Source organism: Streptomyces sp. NPDC059248 (genome assembly GCF_042753905.1).
Lineage (GTDB): Bacteria > Actinomycetota > Actinomycetes > Streptomycetales > Streptomycetaceae > Streptomyces.
The window spans coordinates 1-15,906 of the sequence record NZ_JBHYZV010000038.1; the positions used below are offsets into that span (position 1 = coordinate 1).

Below are 15,906 nucleotides of genomic sequence, written 5' to 3' on the forward strand. Positions count from 1 at the left end.
GCCTCCCCCGGCCCGAGCCGGTGTTCCACTGATGTCAGCGGACCTGGTCCACGTCGACGAGGTCGACCCGGATACCACGGCCGCCGATGGCGCCCACGACGGTGCGCAGGGCGCGCGCGGTGCGGCCGTTGCGGCCGATCACCTTACCGAGGTCGTCGGGGTGGACCCGGACCTCCAGCACCCGTCCGCGGCGCAGGTTGCGCGAGGCGACCTGCACATCGTCCGGGTTGTCGACGATGCCCTTGACGAGGTGCTCGAGAGCCTCCTCGAGCATGCTCAGGCCTCGGTCGACTCGGCGGCGCCGGCGGCGTCGGCCGCCTCGTCCGCCTTCTTCTCGGACTTCTTGGCCTTCTGGGTGATGGCCTCGCCCTTGGGCTCGCCACCCTCCAGGGTCTTGGCGAACTCGTCGAACGCGGCGCGCTTGTCGGCCTTCGGCTCGGCCACGAGCAGCGGCGCCGGGGCCGGCAGGCCCTTGTGCTTCTGCCAGTCGCCGGTGAGCTTCAGGATCGCGAGAACGGGCTCGGTCGGCTGGGCGCCGACGGACAGCCAGTACTGCGCACGCTCCGAGTTGACCTCGATACGCGAGGGGTTCTGCACCGGGTGGTACAGGCCGATCTCCTCGATGGCCCGGCCGTCACGGCGGGTACGGGAGTCGGCGACGACGATGCGGTAGTGAGGCGAACGGATCTTGCCCAGACGCTTCAGCTTGATCTTGACTGCCACGGAAGTGGTGTCTCCTGGTCTTGACGTGGTTGGGCACAACGAGATGCCACGTGGGGTTGCGGTACTCGGGTGCCCGATGGACGCGTCAGCCGGAGGAGAGAGGGGTCCTGTGCGGCCGTCGAGTACAGCTAGCCATTGTGCCACACGCCGATGACGCGCTGTTCCCCGGACCTGCGCCGCCCCCGTCAGGCGGCCGGGCCGGGGGTCAGCTCGCCGCGGCGACCGGTTCGGGGATACGGAAGGGTTTGCCGCAGCCTCCGCAGACGATGGGCGCCTGGGCGAGGACCGAGGGGACGACCCGGACATTGCGCCCGCAGTCGCAGACGGCCTTCACCCGGACGCCGCCGCCCGAGGAGCCGTGCCGGGCGGCCGGTCCCCGGAAGGAGCGTTTGGTGTCGGACGCCGTGGCGACGGTATGGGCTCTGAGGGCGCGCTGGAGCCGCTCGATGGTCGGACGGTACCGGCGCTTGGCTTCGGGGCTGAGCACGACCAGCGAGAAGCCACTGCTGGGGTGCGGCTCATCGGCGTGGTCGAGGCCCATCTCCTCGGCGATCGCCAGGAATCTGCGGTTGTGGTAGCGGCCGGCGCGGGAGGTGTCTCGGACGCCTCGCGCGGCGGCGATGCCGTGGACTGCCTCGTGGAGCAGTCGCTCGAAGGACAGCTCGCCGCCGCAGGCGGACGACGACTCTCCGATCAGGGACTCTGGCGCGGCGAGATCCGGCAGCTCAGGGTGGTGCCGTTGAATATCGGCCCATGCCTGTGCCAGTTCTGCGGCGAGAACAGGTGGTGTCGTGCTCACGTCGTGATAACGAGCCTGGACGGTCCACGGTTCCATTACGGGGCATCCCAAATATTTTGCACGTACCAGTCAGTTGACATTGATGTGTCCCGACGAGGGCGGGTACGTCGATCTGCGGAGAAGACTCCCAGTGCGCATCAAGGTGGTACGTAGTACCTCGTACGGCTCCGGGCACCGCGCGGGCGGTTCGCGCACTCCCGGCATCCCCGTGGGGTCTCCGGACATCGGACACCGTACCGAAACCGCCCCCGCGAAAAGGCCGACTTGGTGCTTCCCGGCCGGATCCGCACAGGTTTCCGGCCGTGGGTCAGGGGTCCTGTTTGGTGAGGCGCGGGATGCCGGCGGCGCGGTAGGCCGCGTCCTCGTCCAGCGTCTCGTGTTCCAGCAGCGCCGCCGCCAGGGAGTCCAGCCGGTGCCGGTTCTCCCGGAGCAGGCGGCAGGCGCTGTCGTAGCACTCGTCGACGATGCGCCGCATCTCGTGGTCCACCGAGTCCAGGGTGGCGGGTGCGGCGGAGAGGCCGTACGGCACCTGGGCGTCGGCGGGGACGGCGGAGAGCCGCCCCACCCGCTCGCTCATCCCCCAGCGCCCCACCATCCCCCGCGCCAGCCGAGTGACCTGTTCGAGGTCGCTCTCGGCGCCGGTGGTGACCATGCCGAAGACGATCTGCTCGGCCGCCATGCCGCCGAGGGCCCCGATGATCCGGCCGCGCAGATACTCCTCGGTGTACGCGTACTTGTCCGCCTCCGGGGTGGAGAGGGTGACCCCCAGGGCGCGTCCGCGCGGCACGATGGTCACCTTGCGGACCGGGTCGGCGCCGGGCTGGACCATGCCGAGCAGGGCGTGGCCGCTTTCGTGGAAGGCCGTGCGCCGTCGTTCGTCGGCGCTGAGGACCAGGGGTCTCTCGGCGCCGAGCTGGACCTTCTCCAGGGCGGTGGTGAGGTCCGACTGGGTGACGGCGTCCTGCTGGCGTTTGACCGCGACCAGCGCGGACTCGTTGGCGAGGTTGGCGAGATCGGCGCCGGTCATCCCGGGGGTCGAGGCGGCGATCCGGGCGAGGTCGACGTCGTCGGCGAGGGGGATGTCGCGGGTGTGGATCCGGAGGATGGCCTCACGGCCGGGCCGGTCGGGCGGGGAGACCTGCACGATCCGGTCGAAGCGGCCGGGCCGGGTCAGCGCCGGGTCGAGGACGTCGGCCCGGTTGGTGGCCGCGAGCACGATCACGCCCTCCGAGCCGGTGAAGCCGTCCATCTCGGTGAGGATCTGGTTGAGGGTCTGTTCGCGTTCGTCGTGGCCGCCGAGTCCGGCGCCGCCGCCGCGGACCCGGCCGATGGTGTCGATCTCGTCGATGAAGACGATCGCGGGCGCGACCTTGCGGGCCTCGGAGAACAGCTCCCGGACCCGGCCGGCGCCCACGCCGACGATCATCTCGATGAACTCGGAGGCGGAGGCCGAGAAGAAGGGGACCCCGGCCTCTCCGGCGACCGCCCTGGCGAGCAGGGTCTTGCCGGTGCCGGGCGGGCCCGCGAGAAGGACGCCGCCGGGCATCCGGGCGCCCATCCGGCGGTAGGCCCCGGGGTGCTTGAGGAAGTCGACGACATCGTCCAGTTCGCCCTCGACCTCGTCGATCCCGGCGACGTCGGCGAAGGTGGTGCGTTTGCCGGGGAGGAGTTCGACGGGCCGGGGCGGTTCCTTGCGGCCGAGCATCCCGCCACCGCCGCCGAGGGCGGCGCCCATTCTCCGGGCCGCGTACACCCAGACGGCGATCAGCAGCAGTATCGGGAGGAAGGCGATGAGCAGGGTGGACCAGATGCTGGTCTTCTGGACGACGGGTTCCGCGGTGACCGTGACGTTCCGCCGGGTCAGCTCGGCCCAGAGGTCGTCGGTGGCGAAGGCGGGCCGCTGCGTCTTGAACTTGGTGTAGTCGCCGTCCTTGTCCGGCAGGGGGGCCTTCTTCTTCAGCTCGCCCTCGATCGACTCGTCCTTGGAGTAGATCTTGGCGATGTTGTCCGCGGCGACCTGCTTGCCGAACTCGGTGTACGAGATCGTGGGCTCCTGGCCGCCGCGGAAGAGCGAGAGCACCAGGCTGGCGACGAGATAGACGACCACGGCGGCGAGGAGCAGCCCCCACAGGCCGCCGGGCATCTTCTTGCGCGGCGGGGGCGGCGGGGGCGCGCCCTCGGAGCGCCAGGGGTCGTCGGGCGCCCGGCGCGGCGGCACGGGGTTGCTCATACCGGGACGTTAAACCGGGGCGGCGGGCTCGGCATCCCCATGTGGACAACCGCGGAGGCACCCCCGGCTCGAAGCCGGGGGTGCCGATCGGGTGTCCTGGCCCGCACCGCGGCCGCCCCGGTGCGGGGCGGGCGCGGTCAGCGCATGAACTTCTTGAACTCGTCCGGCAGCTCGAACGACTGGTCGCCGCCCCCGGCCGGCAGCCCGAAGGCCCCGCCCTCCTGGGCGGCCTGCTCGCGCCGCTCGACGGCGGCCTGCTCATCGGCCTTGCGCTTCATGGGGTTGCCGCTGCGCCGCTTGCCCTTGGCCTGCTTCTGCTGCTTCTTCTGGCGGCCGGGACCGCCGCCCATGCCGGGCATCCCCGGCATGCCGGGCATTCCGCCGCCCTGGGCCATCCGGGACATCATCTTGCGGGCCTCGAAGAACCGCTCCACCAGGCTCTTGACGGCGCTGACCTCGACTCCGGAGCCGCGGGCGATCCGGGCCCTGCGGGAGCCGTTGATGAGGGTCGGTTCGGCGCGCTCGGCCGGGGTCATCGACTTGATGATGGCGGCGGTGCGGTCCACGTCGCGCTCGTCGATGCTGTTGATCTGGTCCTTCATCTGCCCCATGCCGGGCAGCATGCCGAGCAGCTTGGAGATGGAGCCCATCTTGCGGACCTGCTCCATCTGGGCCAGGAAGTCGTCGAGCGTGAAGTCCTTGCCCTTGCTGCTCGCCAGCTTGGAGGCCATTTTGGCGGCCTCTTCCTGGCTGAAGGTCTGCTCGGCCTTCTCGATGAGCGACAGCATGTCGCCCATGCCGAGGATGCGGGACGCCATCCGGTCGGGGTGGAAGGCGTCGAAGTCGTCCAGCTTCTCGCCGTTGGAGGCGAACATGATCTGGCGGCCGGTGACATGGGCGATGGAGAGCGCGGCACCGCCGCGGGCGTCGCCGTCGAGCTTGGACAGGACGACGCCGTCGAAGCCGACGCCGTCGCGGAAGGCTTCGGCGGTGTTGACCGCGTCCTGTCCGATCATGGCGTCGACGACGAAGAGGATCTCGTCGGGCGATACGGCGTCGCGGATGTCCGCGGCCTGCTGCATCAGCTCCTGGTCGATGCCGAGGCGGCCGGCGGTGTCGACGACGACCACGTCGTACTGCTTGGCGCGGGCGTGCTCGACGGAGTCCTTGGCGACCTGGACCGGGTCGCCGACGCCGTTGCCGGGCTGGGGGGCGTAGACGGCGACGCCCGCGCGCTCGGCGACGACGGAGAGCTGGTTGACCGCGTTGGGGCGCTGGAGGTCGCAGGCGACCAGCAGGGGGCTGTGGCCCTGGGCCTTGAGCCAGCGGCCGAGCTTTCCGGCGAGGGTGGTCTTACCCGCGCCCTGGAGACCGGCGAGCATGATCACGGTCGGCGGCTGCTTGGCGAACCGCAGCCGCCGGGTCTCGCCGCCGAGGATGCTGACCAGTTCCTCGTTGACGATCTTGATGACCTGCTGGGAGGGGTTGAGCGCCTTGGAGACCTCGGCACCCCGGGCCCGCTCCTTGACCTTGGCGATGAAGGCTCGGACCACGGGGAGGGCGACATCGGCTTCCAGCAGCGCGATACGGATCTCCCGGGCCGCGCCGTCGATGTCCGCCTCGTTGAGGCGCCCCTTGCCCCGCAGGGTCTTGAAGGTGTTCGCCAAGCGGTCGGAGAGAGTATCGAACACGGCGCTCTTCGGTCCTCAGAGTCGGGGGCGGGGGGAAATCGTCCTCCAGGGTATCCGGCCGCGGGAGGTACCGGCCCGCCCCGGCCGGGAAAAACGCCCCGGGCCCCTCAGCGCAGGGCGGCCTCGACGGCCCGTGCCAGCCGATCGGCGGTCTCGTCCGCCAGTGGTCCGCCCCGGTCGCCGGTGACGTAGAAGGCGTCGACGGCGTTTCCGCCCAGGGTGCCGATGTGCGCGCTGCGGACCCGTACGCCCGCGTCCTCCAGGGCGAGCCCGACCCGGTACAGCAGTCCGGGGGCGTCGGGGGCGCGGACCTCGATGACGGTGGCGTGGCGGGAGGCGTCGGACGCGACGGTGACCCGGGGCGGGGGCGGTTCGACGCCCCGGCGGCGCGGCTGGGCGGCGTCCCGTTCGGCGAGCCGGTCCCGGACGGCGAGGGATCCGTCGAGGGCGCGGACGAGGTCGGCGCGGAGCCGGTCGGCGGCCGGGAGGGCGCCGTACGCGGCGGCGATCCGCCAGTTCAGCACGGTGACGGGGGCGGCGCCGGGGCCGACGGCGGCGGGCAGCGGGATCTCGCGCAGATCGGCGGAGCGGACGGTGAGCCGGTGCAGGGCGAGCACTCCGGCGACGGCGGGCAGGATCCCGGGCCGGTCGGGCAGGGCGATCCGCAGCACGGCCCCGACGGGCTCGGTGGCGCCCACGGCTTCCCCGGCGGACGCGTCCCCCGCGGGGTCGGCCTCGGAGTCGGCCGTGCCGGTACGGGCGCGGAGCGCGAGGACGGGCCCGCCGGTGCGGTACGCCTCGACGGCGAGCCGTTCCGCCTCGGCGCCGGGCGCCTCGGCCGCCGCCGGTCCTGGCGGGGCCCCGCCGATGGCGGCGGCGACCCGTGCCACGAGATCGGCGACGAGGGACGCGCGCCAGGCGGACCAGGCGGCGGGCCCGGTGGCGAGCGCGTCGGCCTCGGTGAGGGCGTGCAGCAGTTCCAGTGTCCCGGTGGTCCCGACGGCGTCGGCGACGGCCCGTACGGTCGCCGGGTCGTCGAGGTCGCGCCGGGTGGCGGTGCGGATCAGCAGCAGATGGTGGCGTACGAGGGCGGCGACGACGGCCGCGTCGGCGGCGGCGAACCCCATCCGCAGGGCCGTGTCCCGGGCGACGCCCTCGCCCGCGGTGGCGTGGTCCCCGGGGCGGCCCTTGCCGATGTCGTGCAGCAGGGCGGCGACGAGGAGCAGGTCGGGGCGGTGGACGCGGCGGGTGAGCGCGGCGGCCCTGACGGCGGTCTCGACGAGATGGCGGTCGACGGTCCAGAGGTGGACGGCGTTGCGTTGGGGGCGGTGGCGTACGTGTTCCCAGGCGGGCAGCAGCCGGGTGATCAGGCCCTCGGCGTCGAGGGCCTCCCAGACGGCGACGGCGGGTGCCCCGGCGCCGAGGAGGGTGACGAACTCGTCCCGGGCGTCGGCGGGCCAGGGCACCGGCAGCGGCGGGGCGGCCCCGGCGAGGGTGCGGACGGTGTGCCGGGAGAGGGGCAGTCCGGCGCGGGCCGCGGCGGCGGCGGTGCGCAGCGGCAGGACCGGGTCGTGTTCGGGGCGGGCGGTGCGGGCGAGCCAGACCTCGCCGTCCTGTTCGACGACGCCGTCGGCGAGCGGGACGCGGTCGGGGGCGGGCCGCCGGGTGCCGCCGGTGAGCAGGGCGCGCAGCCGGGGGCGGCGGCCGCGGGCGCGCAGGACCCGGTGGACCTCGCGCCAGGTGACGTCGGCGGCGTAGGAGATCGTCCCGGCGGCTTCGTAGACGTGGCGCAGGAGGGTGTCGGCGTCGGGGGTGCCGAGTTCGGCGGCGACCTGGTCCTGGTCCTGGAGGGCGAGGCGGTCGGTGGCGCGGCCGGTGGTGAGGTGGAGGGCGTCGCGGGTGTCGAGGAGGGTGCGGCGGGCGTCGTCGAGTCCTTCGCGGGGGGCGTCGGCGAGCCAGGAGGCGGCGACGGCGCGCAGGGCGGTGGCGTCGCGGAGTCCGCCGCGGGCTTCTTTGAGGTCGGGTTCGAGGAGGTGGCGGAGTTCACCCTGGCGGTCGGCGCGGTCGCGGCAGAGTTCGGCGAGTTCGGGCAGGCGGGCGGGGGCGCGGTTGCGCCAGTCGGCGAGGACGGCGGTCCGTACTCCGGCGACGAGGCCGAGGTCTCCGGCGACGGGCCTGGCGTCGAGGAGTCCGAGGTGGACTTTGAGGTCGGCGTCGGCGGTCGCGCGGGTTTCGGCGGGGGTGCGGACGGCGTGGTCGAGGGCGATGCCGAGGTCCCAGACGGGGTACCAGACGCGGTCGGCGAGGGCGGCGACGGCGCCCGGGTCGGCGGTGCCGTCGTGGAGGAGGAGCAGGTCGAGGTCGCTGCGGGGGGAGAGTTCGCCGCGGCCGTAGCCGCCGACGGCGACGAGGGCGGCGCGGTGGACGCCGGTGTCCCGGCGGGCGGTGTGGAAGAGGCCGGCGAGCCAGTGGTCGGTGAGGGCGGCGAGGGCGGTGCGCCGGGGTGCGCCGGGGCGGTCCCGGTCGTTGAGGAGCAGGAGCCGGGCGGCGGCGTAGCCGGATGCGGGGTGCGGCTCCGGTTCGGACGCGAACATTTCCGGTGCGGCCCCTGTGTTCGGTGTGGCCCCTGTGTTCGGTGTGGCCGCTGCGTCGTGGCTGTGCACCGCTGCTCCCTCGTTCGTTCGGTGGCCCGGGGCCCCGCCGGTGGGGGCGGGGCCCGGTGCCGTACGGCCGCGGCCGGTGGGTCAGAGCGCGTCGGGCCCGCGTTCCCCGGTCCGGACGCGAACGGCGGTGTCGACGGGGACGGACCACACCTTCCCGTCTCCGATCTTGCCGGTGCGGGCGGCTTTGACGACGACGTCGATGAGCTGTTCGGCGTCGTCGTCCTCGACGAGGACTTCGATACGGATCTTGGGGACGAGGTCGACGGTGTACTCGGCGCCTCGGTAGACCTCGGTGTGGCCGCGCTGGCGGCCGTAGCCGCTGGCCTCGGTGACGGTCAGGCCGTGGACCCCGAAGGCCTGGAGGGCCTCCTTGATCTCGTCGAGCCGGTGCGGCTTGACGACGGCGGTGATGAGCTTCATGCGTCCACCTTCCTGGTGCGGTCCGCGGCCACCAGGGCGTCGCCGGGTACGGCGGGGGCCTTGGTCCGGGATCCGGTGCCGCCGCCCGCGCCGCTGAAGTCGTACGCGGTCTCGGCGTGCTCCCGCTGGTCGATACCGGTGATCTCGGCGTCCTCGTCGACCCGCATGCCCATGGTCCGGTCGAGGATCAGGGCGAGGACGGCGGAGACGGCGAGGGAGTAGGCGAGGACGGCGGCGACGCCGACGGCCTGCTTGCCGAGCTGTTCGAGTCCGCCGCCGTAGAGGAGGCCCTTGGCGTCGGACTGTACGCCGCCGGTGGCGAAGAGGCCGACGAGGAGGGATCCGGCGATGCCGCCGACGAGGTGGACGCCGACGACGTCGAGGGAGTCGTCGTAGCCGAGCTTGTACTTCCAGCCGACGGCGACGGCGCAGAGCACTCCGGAGATCGCCCCGACGGCGATGGCGCCGAGCGGGGAGACGGAGCCGCCTGCGGGGGTGATGGCGACGAGTCCGGCGACGGCGCCGGAGGCGGCGCCGAGGGTGGTGCAGGCGCCGTGCCGGATCTTCTCGTAGGCGAGCCAGGCGAGCAGTGCGGAGGCGGAGGCGACCTGGGTGTTGACGAACATGACCGCGCCGACGCCGTCGTCGTTGCCGAGCCATGATCCGGCGTTGAAGCCGAACCAGCCGAACCAGAGGAGGGCGGCGCCGAGCATCACCAGGGGCAGGCTGTGCGGGCGCATCGGGTCCTTCTTGAAGCCGATGCGCTTGCCGATGACGAGGATGACGCCGAGGGCGGCGGCTCCGGCGTTGATGTGGACGGCGGTCCCGCCGGCGAAGTCGATGACGCCCATCTCGAAGAGCCAGCCGCCGGCGCCCCATACCCAGTGGGCGACGGGGAAGTAGACGACGGTGGCCCACAGGGCGATGAAGAGCGCCCAGGCGGAGAACTTGACCCGGTCGGCGAGGGCGCCGCTGATCAGGGCGGGGGTGATGACGGCGAACATGAGCTGGAAGACGGCGAAGACGTAGACGGGGACGGTGTAGCCGTCCCAGAGTTCGGTCAGGCCGATGCCGCCGAGTCCGACGTAGTCGGTGGACCAGCCGATGACGCCGCCGCTGTCGGTGCCGAAGGCGAGGGCGAAGCCGTAGAGCACCCACAGGACGGTGACGATGCCCAGGCTGACGAAGCTCATCATCAGCATGTTGAGGGTGGACTTGACCCGGACCATGCCGCCGTAGAAGAAGGCGAGGCCGGGGGTCATCAGCATCACCAGGGCGGAGCAGATGAGCAGGAAGCCGGTGTTGGCTGCGGACAGTGCCGGGGCTTCGGCGGCTAGCGTCGGGATGCCTTCTGGCATCGGCGTCTCCTCGTCGTCGGTTCGGCCGCGTGCGGGTGGGCCCGCGGGCGGGGCGGGGCCCTCGGCCGTGTCCGCCGTCCGCCCGGGGGTGTCGCGGGCGGACGGGAGGGGCGGACACGGCGAGGGCCGCTCGCCGGCGGTGTGGGGGGCCGTGGCGTCGAGAGTGGCGCGGTGGGATTTCGGCCGGTGCCGTGTGTTGTTTCGCGGGGGTGACGAAGGCGTCGGGTGTGTTACGCGGCCATGAACCGGCGATGTCCGGCCCGCCCCGGAGACGGGGCGGACCGGACAGGGCGGGACCGGACAGGGCGGTGGGCGCGGGGACCGGGGGCGCGGGAGGTGCGGGGACCGGCGGGTGGGGCAACCGGGGGCGCGGGAGGTGCGGGGGCGCGGGCCGGTCAGACGGCCTGCGCGGTCTCGGGGAGCTGGGCGGTGAGCTGGTCGGTGAGGCCGACGACCTCGGCGACGTCACCGAAGTCCCTGGCCGCGGTGTCGACGGTCTTGCGGAGCCGGTTGTTGACGCGTTCGGAACGGACGCGGCGGGCGACGGTCAGCGCCTCGGAGGCCAGTTCGGTGGCCTGTTCGGGTTCCTTCTTCAGCAGATGGACGGTGGCCATGCCGATCAGGTTGAGGGCGTAGGACCGCTGGTGGACCGGGTCGTCGCGGAAGAGCTGTACGGCCCGTTCCATCAGCGGCTCGGCGAGGGAGGCGTAGTTGGGGCTGCGTCCCGCGACATAGGCGAGGTCGCGGTAGGAGTGGGCGTTCTCGCCGTTCAGCTCGGCCTCGGTGAAGAAGCGGATCCAGTCCGGTTCGCGTTCGCCGTCGTCTCCGGCGTCGGCGAAGGTGGCCTCGGCCATCCGGACGGCGCGTTTGCACTTGCTGGGCTGGCCCATGTTGGCGTAGGCGCGGGCCTCCATCGCGTACAGCATCGCCTGGGTGCGGGCGGTGGCGCAGTCCCGGCTGCCGTACTGGGCCAGATGGATGAGTTCGAGGGCGTCGTCGGGCCGGCCGAGGTGGATCATCTGGCGGCTCATGGAGGAGAGGATGTACGAGCCCAGGGGCTTGTCCCCGGCTTCCTTGGCGGCGTGCAGGGCGAGGACGAAGTACTTCTGGGCGGTGGGCTGGAGGCCGACGTCGTAGCTCATCCAGCCGGCGAGCTGGGCGAGCTCCGCGGCGCAGGTGAACAGGCGGGCAGTGGTGAGGTCGGGGTGCGGCTCCTGGAGGAGGTCGGTGACCTCGTGGAGCTGGCCGACGACCGCTTTGCGGCGCAGCCCGCCGCCGCACTGGGCGTCCCACTGGCGGAACATCACGGTGGTGGACTCCAGCAGGTCCAGCTCGGGCCCGGAGAGCCGGGGCATGCGGTGCCCGCCGGTCTCCGGGGGCGTCACGGCCCTGCCCGGGTCGCCGGGGGTGGGGACGAGCCAGCGCTGCATGGGTTCGACGAGCGACGGTCCGGCGGAGAGCGCGAGGGACGTGCCCAGGAAGCCGCGCCGGGCCAGCATCAGATCGCTGCGGGAGAACTCGCTCAGGAGGGAGATCGTCTGCGGCCCCGCCCACGGCAGGTCGACGCCGGAGGTGGAGGGGGTCTGGTGGGCCGTGCGGAGCCCGAGGCTCTCGACGGCGACGACGGTGCCGAACCGTTCGGAGAAGAGTTCGGACAGGATGCGCGGGATGGGCTCGCGCGGCTGTTCGCCGTCGAGCCAGCGGCGGACCCGTGAGGTGTCCGTACTGATGTGGTGCGCGCCCATCTCCCGGGCCCGGCGATTGACCTGCCGGGCCAGTTCCCCCTTGGACCAGCCGCTGCGTACGAACCACGAACCGAGCATCTCGTTCGGGCGCTTGCCGGTACCGGTATTCGCACCGGCTCCGCTGCCGTCCACTGGTTACGCCCCCATCCATGAAGCCTGAAAGCCCGAGCCTTCGCCGGATGCCGTCAGAATGCCGTGACCGGGGGCCTTATGTACGGAACTTGCGGAAACATCGACCGGATCCGCACAGGTGAGAGGGGTGGCCCCGGGATGTCCAACGGTGTGCGCCGGGTCAGGGTTCGCGTACTGAAAGTAATCCTACGATCACCGCCCCGGGCCCGGGATTCCAGAAACGCCACCATTCGCCACCCCTTCGAATGAACTCCCCCGCCGCCGGGCGCGATTCACTTGACAGAGGACGATCAGCAGTCGGCGGATCGGTGCATTCACCGGCGTGTGGCGCGATACGCACTACCGGTCGCACCTCGGCGCGACCCCGGATCCACTCCGATCGCGACGCTGTGTCACGAGTGGACTTCGGGTCGTAACCACCGGCGAACGGGACACGTTGGAGTGGGCATGGGCTTCACGATCGGCGGCAGCCGGGGGATCAGGGACATCCGGTCCGCCCGGCCCGGCTCCAGGCGGCGCGGCCGCGCGGCGGAGCGGGCGGTGACGGCGGTGGCCGAGTACACGGGGCTGTGGGGCTGGGCGGTGGTGCCGGGCGCCCGGTCGCCATCGGGCGCGTCCGCCTCGCCGACGGCTTCATTAGCGTCTGATACGTCTGCCGTGTCTGCTGTTCCCGCTGTGTCTGCTGTGCCTTCGGCAGCTGCGGCACCGGGGGTATCGGGGGCATGCTCGTGCGGCCGCCCCGGGTGCGCGTCCCCGGGTGCGCATCCCCTCTCCCCCGCCGCCGAGATCCCGGCGGGCGCCACGCTCGACGAGGTCGGCGACGCCTGGGCCCGGATGCCGGACGCCACGGTGCTGCTGCCGGTGGGGCGCGCCTTCGACGTCCTCGACGTGTCGGCGGCGGCGGGCCGGTGCGCGCTGGTGCGGATGGAGCGGATGGGGCTGCCGCTGGGTCCGGTCACGGCGACGCCCGACGGGCGCTGCCAGTTCTTCGTGGCGCCGGGCGCGGCGGCCGCGCTGCCCGAGTTGCTGTACCGGATGGGCTGGGACGACGCGGATCTCGATCTGCGCTGTCCGGCGCCGGGCTCGTTCATCACGGCGCCGCCGTCGGACTACGCGGGTCTGGGCCCGGTGATCTGGCTCAGGCCGCCGTCGCTGGACACGGCCGCGGCCCCGCCGGAGGCCCGGCTGCTGCTGGGAACTCTGGCGTACATCTGCCATCGCGCCGTCACCCGCCGCTCCGCGGGGCCCGCCGGGGAGTAACGGAAGCGCCCGGGACCGCGACCGGCTCCGGTTCCGCGCCGGTCCGCCGACGACCCCACAGGGTGCGGCGGATCCCGGTCGCGGTCGCGGTGTGTGTTCAGTCCCCGATGAGCGCGTCGACGAACGCCTCCGGCTCGAAGGGCGCGAGATCGTCCGGGCCCTCACCGAGGCCGACGAGCTTGACGGGCACACCCAGCTCGCGCTGGACGGCGACGACGATGCCGCCCTTGGCGGTGCCGTCGAGCTTGGTCAGGACGATGCCGGTGATGTCGACGACCTCGGCGAAGACCCGCGCCTGCACCAGACCGTTCTGACCGGTGGTGGCGTCGAGGACGAGAAGGATCTCGTCGAGCGGGCCGTGCTTCTCGACGACGCGCTTGACCTTGCCCAGCTCGTCCATCAGACCGGTCTTGGTGTGCAGCCGGCCGGCGGTGTCGATGAGGACGACGTCGGCGCCCTCGGCGATGCCCTCCTTCACGGCGTCGAAGGCGATGGACGCCGGGTCCCCGCCCTCCGGGCCGCGTACGGTACGGGCCCCGACCCGCTCGCCCCAGGTCTGGAGCTGATCGGCGGCGGCGGCGCGGAAGGTGTCGGCCGCGCCCAGGACGACGGAGCGGCCGTCCGCGACCAGGACTCGGGCAAGCTTGCCCGTGGTGGTGGTCTTACCGGTGCCGTTGACGCCGACGACCATCACGACACCGGGGGTGTCGAGGCCGCTCTCGGTCTTCACGGCGCGGTCGAAGTCGGTGCCGAGGAGGGTGAGCAGCTCCTCGCGGAGCAGGGTGCGCAGCTCGTCGGGGGTCCGGGTGCCGAGGACCCTCACCCGCTCTCGCAGCCGCTCCACCAGCTCCTGGGTGGGGGCGACGCCGACGTCGGCGACGAGGAGGGTCTCCTCGATCTCCTCCCAGGTGTCCTCGTCGAGGTGCTCCCGGGACAGCAGGGTCAGCAGGCCCTTGCCGAGGGAGTTCTGGGAGCGGGCGAGCCGGGCGCGCAGCCGGACCAGCCGGCCGGCGGTGGGCTCGGGAACGTCCAGCGGCGGCGCGGTCTCGGCTTCGGCGGTCTCGGCGGGCGCGGGGGCGGTCTCGACGGACGCCTCGGCGGTATCGGGGAGGCCGACCTCCTCGATGGTGCGGCGCGGTTCGTCCCGCGGTGTCTCCGCCTCGTCGCCGACGTGCGGCTCGGCGGGGGGAGCGGTGATGGTCGGGGTGGTCCGCGGGGCCGACGGCGGGAGCTGCTTCTTGCGGCGACCGCTGATCACGAGCCCGCTGATGGCGACGACCGCGACCAGGGCGATGACTACAGCAAGGATGAGGATGTCCATAACCCGTCCAGTATCGGTCACGCCCCCTCCGGCCGGGCCGGGCGCGCCCGGCCACAGGGCGCCGGGCCCGTGGCCGGATCTCGTGGATCCCGCCGGGGCGGGCCGGCGGCGGGGTGGGAGCCCGGTCCGGCGCGGAAAATCCGGTGACTCCTCCCGGATGGCCGGGTTAGCGTCCCCGCCATGACCGTTGTGGAATATCGGACCATTCCGGAGGCGCACCTCGATCGCGCCCTGGATCTGCACTATCTGGTTTTTCTGCAGAAGGACCCGGAAGACGAACTCCGGAAGCTGCACCGGGAGACCCTGGAGCACTGTCTGCTCGTCGGCGCGTACGAGGGTGAGGATCTGGTCGGGCTGCTGGGTGCCCATCCGCTGAACCTGTCGGTGCCCGGCGGGGAGCAGAGGTGCGCGGGTGTGACCTTCGTCTCCGTGGCGCCGACGCACCGCAGGCGCGGGGTGCTCAGCGGCATGGTCGCGGAGCTGTGGCGCCGGTGCGCGGAGCGCGAGGTGCCGCTGGCCGCGCTGTGGGTGTCGGAGGCGACGATCTACGGCCGTTTCGGCTTCGAGCCCGCGACCCGTTCGTACCGGGTGGAGATCGAGACCGACCGTCCGCTGGAGCTGCGGATCGCCCCGGACGAGCGGCCGCTGCGGCTGGTGCCGGTGGACGAGGCGCCCAAGGTGATCGGCGCGGCCCACGAGGCGGCGCGGGCCCGGCGCGCGGGCCGGGTGGCCCGGGACGACTTCTGGTGGCGTACGCACATCCTGCGGACCGAGGACGAGGAGGACGGCGATCTGAGCGCGCCGCGGGTGGTGACGATCGGCGATCCGGGCGCCCCGCCCGCGGGCTATGTGATCTACCGGACCGAGTCGAACGACGAGGGCCGGGGCCGGCTGCACATCGGTGAGCTGGAGGGCGACTCCCCCGCGGTGGAGGCGGCGCTGTGGCGGTATGTGACCTCGGTCGACCTGGTCGACCAGGTGCGGGCGTGGGGGCGGCCGTTGGACGATCCGCTGCTGCGGTTCGCCGCCGACCGCGACCGGGTGGAGGTCGCCGCGGAGTTCCCGGCGCTCTGGCTGCGGCTGGTGGACGTCCCGGGGGCGCTGGCCGGGCGCGCCTGGTCGGCCCCGGTCGATCTGGTGCTGGAGGTCACGGACACGGGCATCCCCCGGAACGCGGGCCGCTACCGGCTCACCGTCACCGGCGGCGACGGCGATACGGCCCCGGTGACACGGGTGGACCGTACGGACGAGGCGCCCGATCTGACGCTGGACGTACGGGAACTCGCCGCCTGCTACCTCGGCGACCTCGACCCGGCCGAGCTGGTCCGGGCCGGCCTGGCCACCGAACACACCCCGGGCGCCGCGGCCCGGCTGGGCGCGGCGTCGCGTACGGAACTGCTGCCGCACACGACGGACGAGTTCTGACACCGGGCTGACCGGCGGGGCGGCTGCGGGTACCCAAGAAGCGGTCACCTTCGTACCGGACGTACACGGACGACTCCGGCAGAGCCGGGAACGCGCGGGCCGGCACCCGGTGACGCCACGACCCGCGCCCCGCAGGCCG

12 protein-coding genes are annotated in these 15,906 nt (G+C 72.8%); 2 read left to right on the forward strand and 10 right to left on the reverse strand.

Features of this window, described 5'->3' with window-relative positions:
- Nucleotides 1-34: 34 nt before the first annotated feature.
- The 9 genes from ACFXG1_RS18125 to ACFXG1_RS18165 all read right to left on the reverse strand — a co-directional run bounded on the left by ACFXG1_RS18125 (nt 35) and on the right by ACFXG1_RS18165 (nt 11,761).
- A complete protein-coding gene (locus ACFXG1_RS18125; protein ID WP_005311361.1) occupies nt 35-274 on the reverse strand; it encodes an RNA-binding protein in 240 nt (79 codons plus the stop codon).
- A 2-nt stretch (nt 275-276) separates the two neighbouring features.
- Nucleotides 277-723 carry a 30S ribosomal protein S16 gene (rpsP, locus tag ACFXG1_RS18130; RefSeq protein ID WP_384720163.1) on the reverse strand — a complete coding sequence of 149 codons (447 nt, stop codon included), beginning with the start codon at nt 721-723 and terminating at the stop codon, nt 277-279.
- Nucleotides 724-928: 205 nt separating this feature from the next.
- Nucleotides 929-1,522 carry a hypothetical protein gene (locus ACFXG1_RS18135; protein WP_384720161.1) on the reverse strand — a complete coding sequence of 198 codons (594 nt, stop codon included), beginning with the start codon at nt 1,520-1,522 and terminating at the stop codon, nt 929-931.
- A gap of 307 nt (nt 1,523-1,829) precedes the next feature.
- Nucleotides 1,830-3,752 carry an ATP-dependent zinc metalloprotease FtsH gene (gene ftsH / locus ACFXG1_RS18140; RefSeq protein ID WP_384720159.1) on the reverse strand — a complete coding sequence of 641 codons (1,923 nt, stop codon included), beginning with the start codon at nt 3,750-3,752 and terminating at the stop codon, nt 1,830-1,832.
- Between the two features lie 137 nt (nt 3,753-3,889).
- Nucleotides 3,890-5,443, reverse strand: a complete 1,554-nt coding sequence (gene ffh, locus ACFXG1_RS18145; protein ID WP_384722644.1) for a signal recognition particle protein — start codon at nt 5,441-5,443, stop codon at nt 3,890-3,892.
- Nucleotides 5,444-5,550: 107 nt separating this feature from the next.
- Nucleotides 5,551-8,037, reverse strand: coding sequence for a [protein-PII] uridylyltransferase (locus ACFXG1_RS18150; protein WP_384743496.1), 2,487 nt, complete (start codon nt 8,035-8,037; stop codon nt 5,551-5,553).
- Between the two features lie 150 nt (nt 8,038-8,187).
- Complete coding sequence (locus ACFXG1_RS18155; RefSeq protein WP_142192909.1) at nt 8,188-8,526, reverse strand: P-II family nitrogen regulator; 339 nt, start codon at nt 8,524-8,526, stop codon at nt 8,188-8,190.
- Nucleotides 8,523-9,884, reverse strand: coding sequence for an ammonium transporter (locus tag ACFXG1_RS18160; RefSeq protein ID WP_384743499.1), 1,362 nt, complete (start codon nt 9,882-9,884; stop codon nt 8,523-8,525). Before ACFXG1_RS18160 ends, ACFXG1_RS18155 begins: the two co-directional genes overlap by 4 nt.
- Nucleotides 9,885-10,279: 395 nt before the next feature.
- Entirely contained in the window at nt 10,280-11,761 is a 1,482-nt protein-coding gene (locus ACFXG1_RS18165) for a hypothetical protein (RefSeq protein ID WP_384743501.1), read from the reverse strand.
- 447 nt (nt 11,762-12,208) lie between these two features.
- On the opposite strand from ACFXG1_RS18165, the gene ACFXG1_RS18170 reads away from it, so the two are divergent.
- Entirely contained in the window at nt 12,209-13,021 is an 813-nt protein-coding gene (locus ACFXG1_RS18170; protein WP_384718128.1) for a bifunctional DNA primase/polymerase, read from the forward strand.
- Nucleotides 13,022-13,118: 97 nt separating this feature from the next.
- Here the strand turns inward: ACFXG1_RS18170 and ftsY are convergent, their stop codons facing one another.
- Complete coding sequence (ftsY, locus tag ACFXG1_RS18175; RefSeq protein WP_384718132.1) at nt 13,119-14,342, reverse strand: signal recognition particle-docking protein FtsY; 1,224 nt, start codon at nt 14,340-14,342, stop codon at nt 13,119-13,121.
- 180 nt (nt 14,343-14,522) lie between these two features.
- Between ftsY and ACFXG1_RS18180 the strand changes: the two genes are divergently transcribed.
- A complete protein-coding gene (locus tag ACFXG1_RS18180) occupies nt 14,523-15,767 on the forward strand; it encodes a GNAT family N-acetyltransferase (RefSeq protein WP_384718126.1) in 1,245 nt (414 codons plus the stop codon).
- The last annotated feature ends 139 nt before the right edge of the window (nt 15,768-15,906 follow it).

Bases quoted from the DNA above. Each gene is read 5' to 3' on its own strand.
- ACFXG1_RS18125 (WP_005311361.1), bottom strand. From the start codon at position 274: ATGCTCGAGGAGGCTCTCGAGCACCTCGTCAAGGGCATCGTCGACAAC.
- ftsH (WP_384720159.1), bottom strand. From the start codon at position 3,752: ATGAGCAACCCCGTGCCGCCGCGCCGGGCGCCCGACGACCCCTGGCGC.
- ACFXG1_RS18150 (WP_384743496.1), bottom strand. From the start codon at position 8,037: ATGTTCGCGTCCGAACCGGAGCCGCACCCCGCATCCGGCTACGCCGCC.
- ACFXG1_RS18155 (WP_142192909.1), bottom strand. From the start codon at position 8,526: ATGAAGCTCATCACCGCCGTCGTCAAGCCGCACCGGCTCGACGAGATC.
- ACFXG1_RS18160 (WP_384743499.1), bottom strand. From the start codon at position 9,884: ATGCCAGAAGGCATCCCGACGCTAGCCGCCGAAGCCCCGGCACTGTCC.
- ACFXG1_RS18170 (WP_384718128.1), top strand. From the start codon at position 12,209: ATGGGCTTCACGATCGGCGGCAGCCGGGGGATCAGGGACATCCGGTCC.
- ftsY (WP_384718132.1), bottom strand. From the start codon at position 14,342: ATGGACATCCTCATCCTTGCTGTAGTCATCGCCCTGGTCGCGGTCGTC.
- ACFXG1_RS18180 (WP_384718126.1), top strand. From the start codon at position 14,523: ATGACCGTTGTGGAATATCGGACCATTCCGGAGGCGCACCTCGATCGC.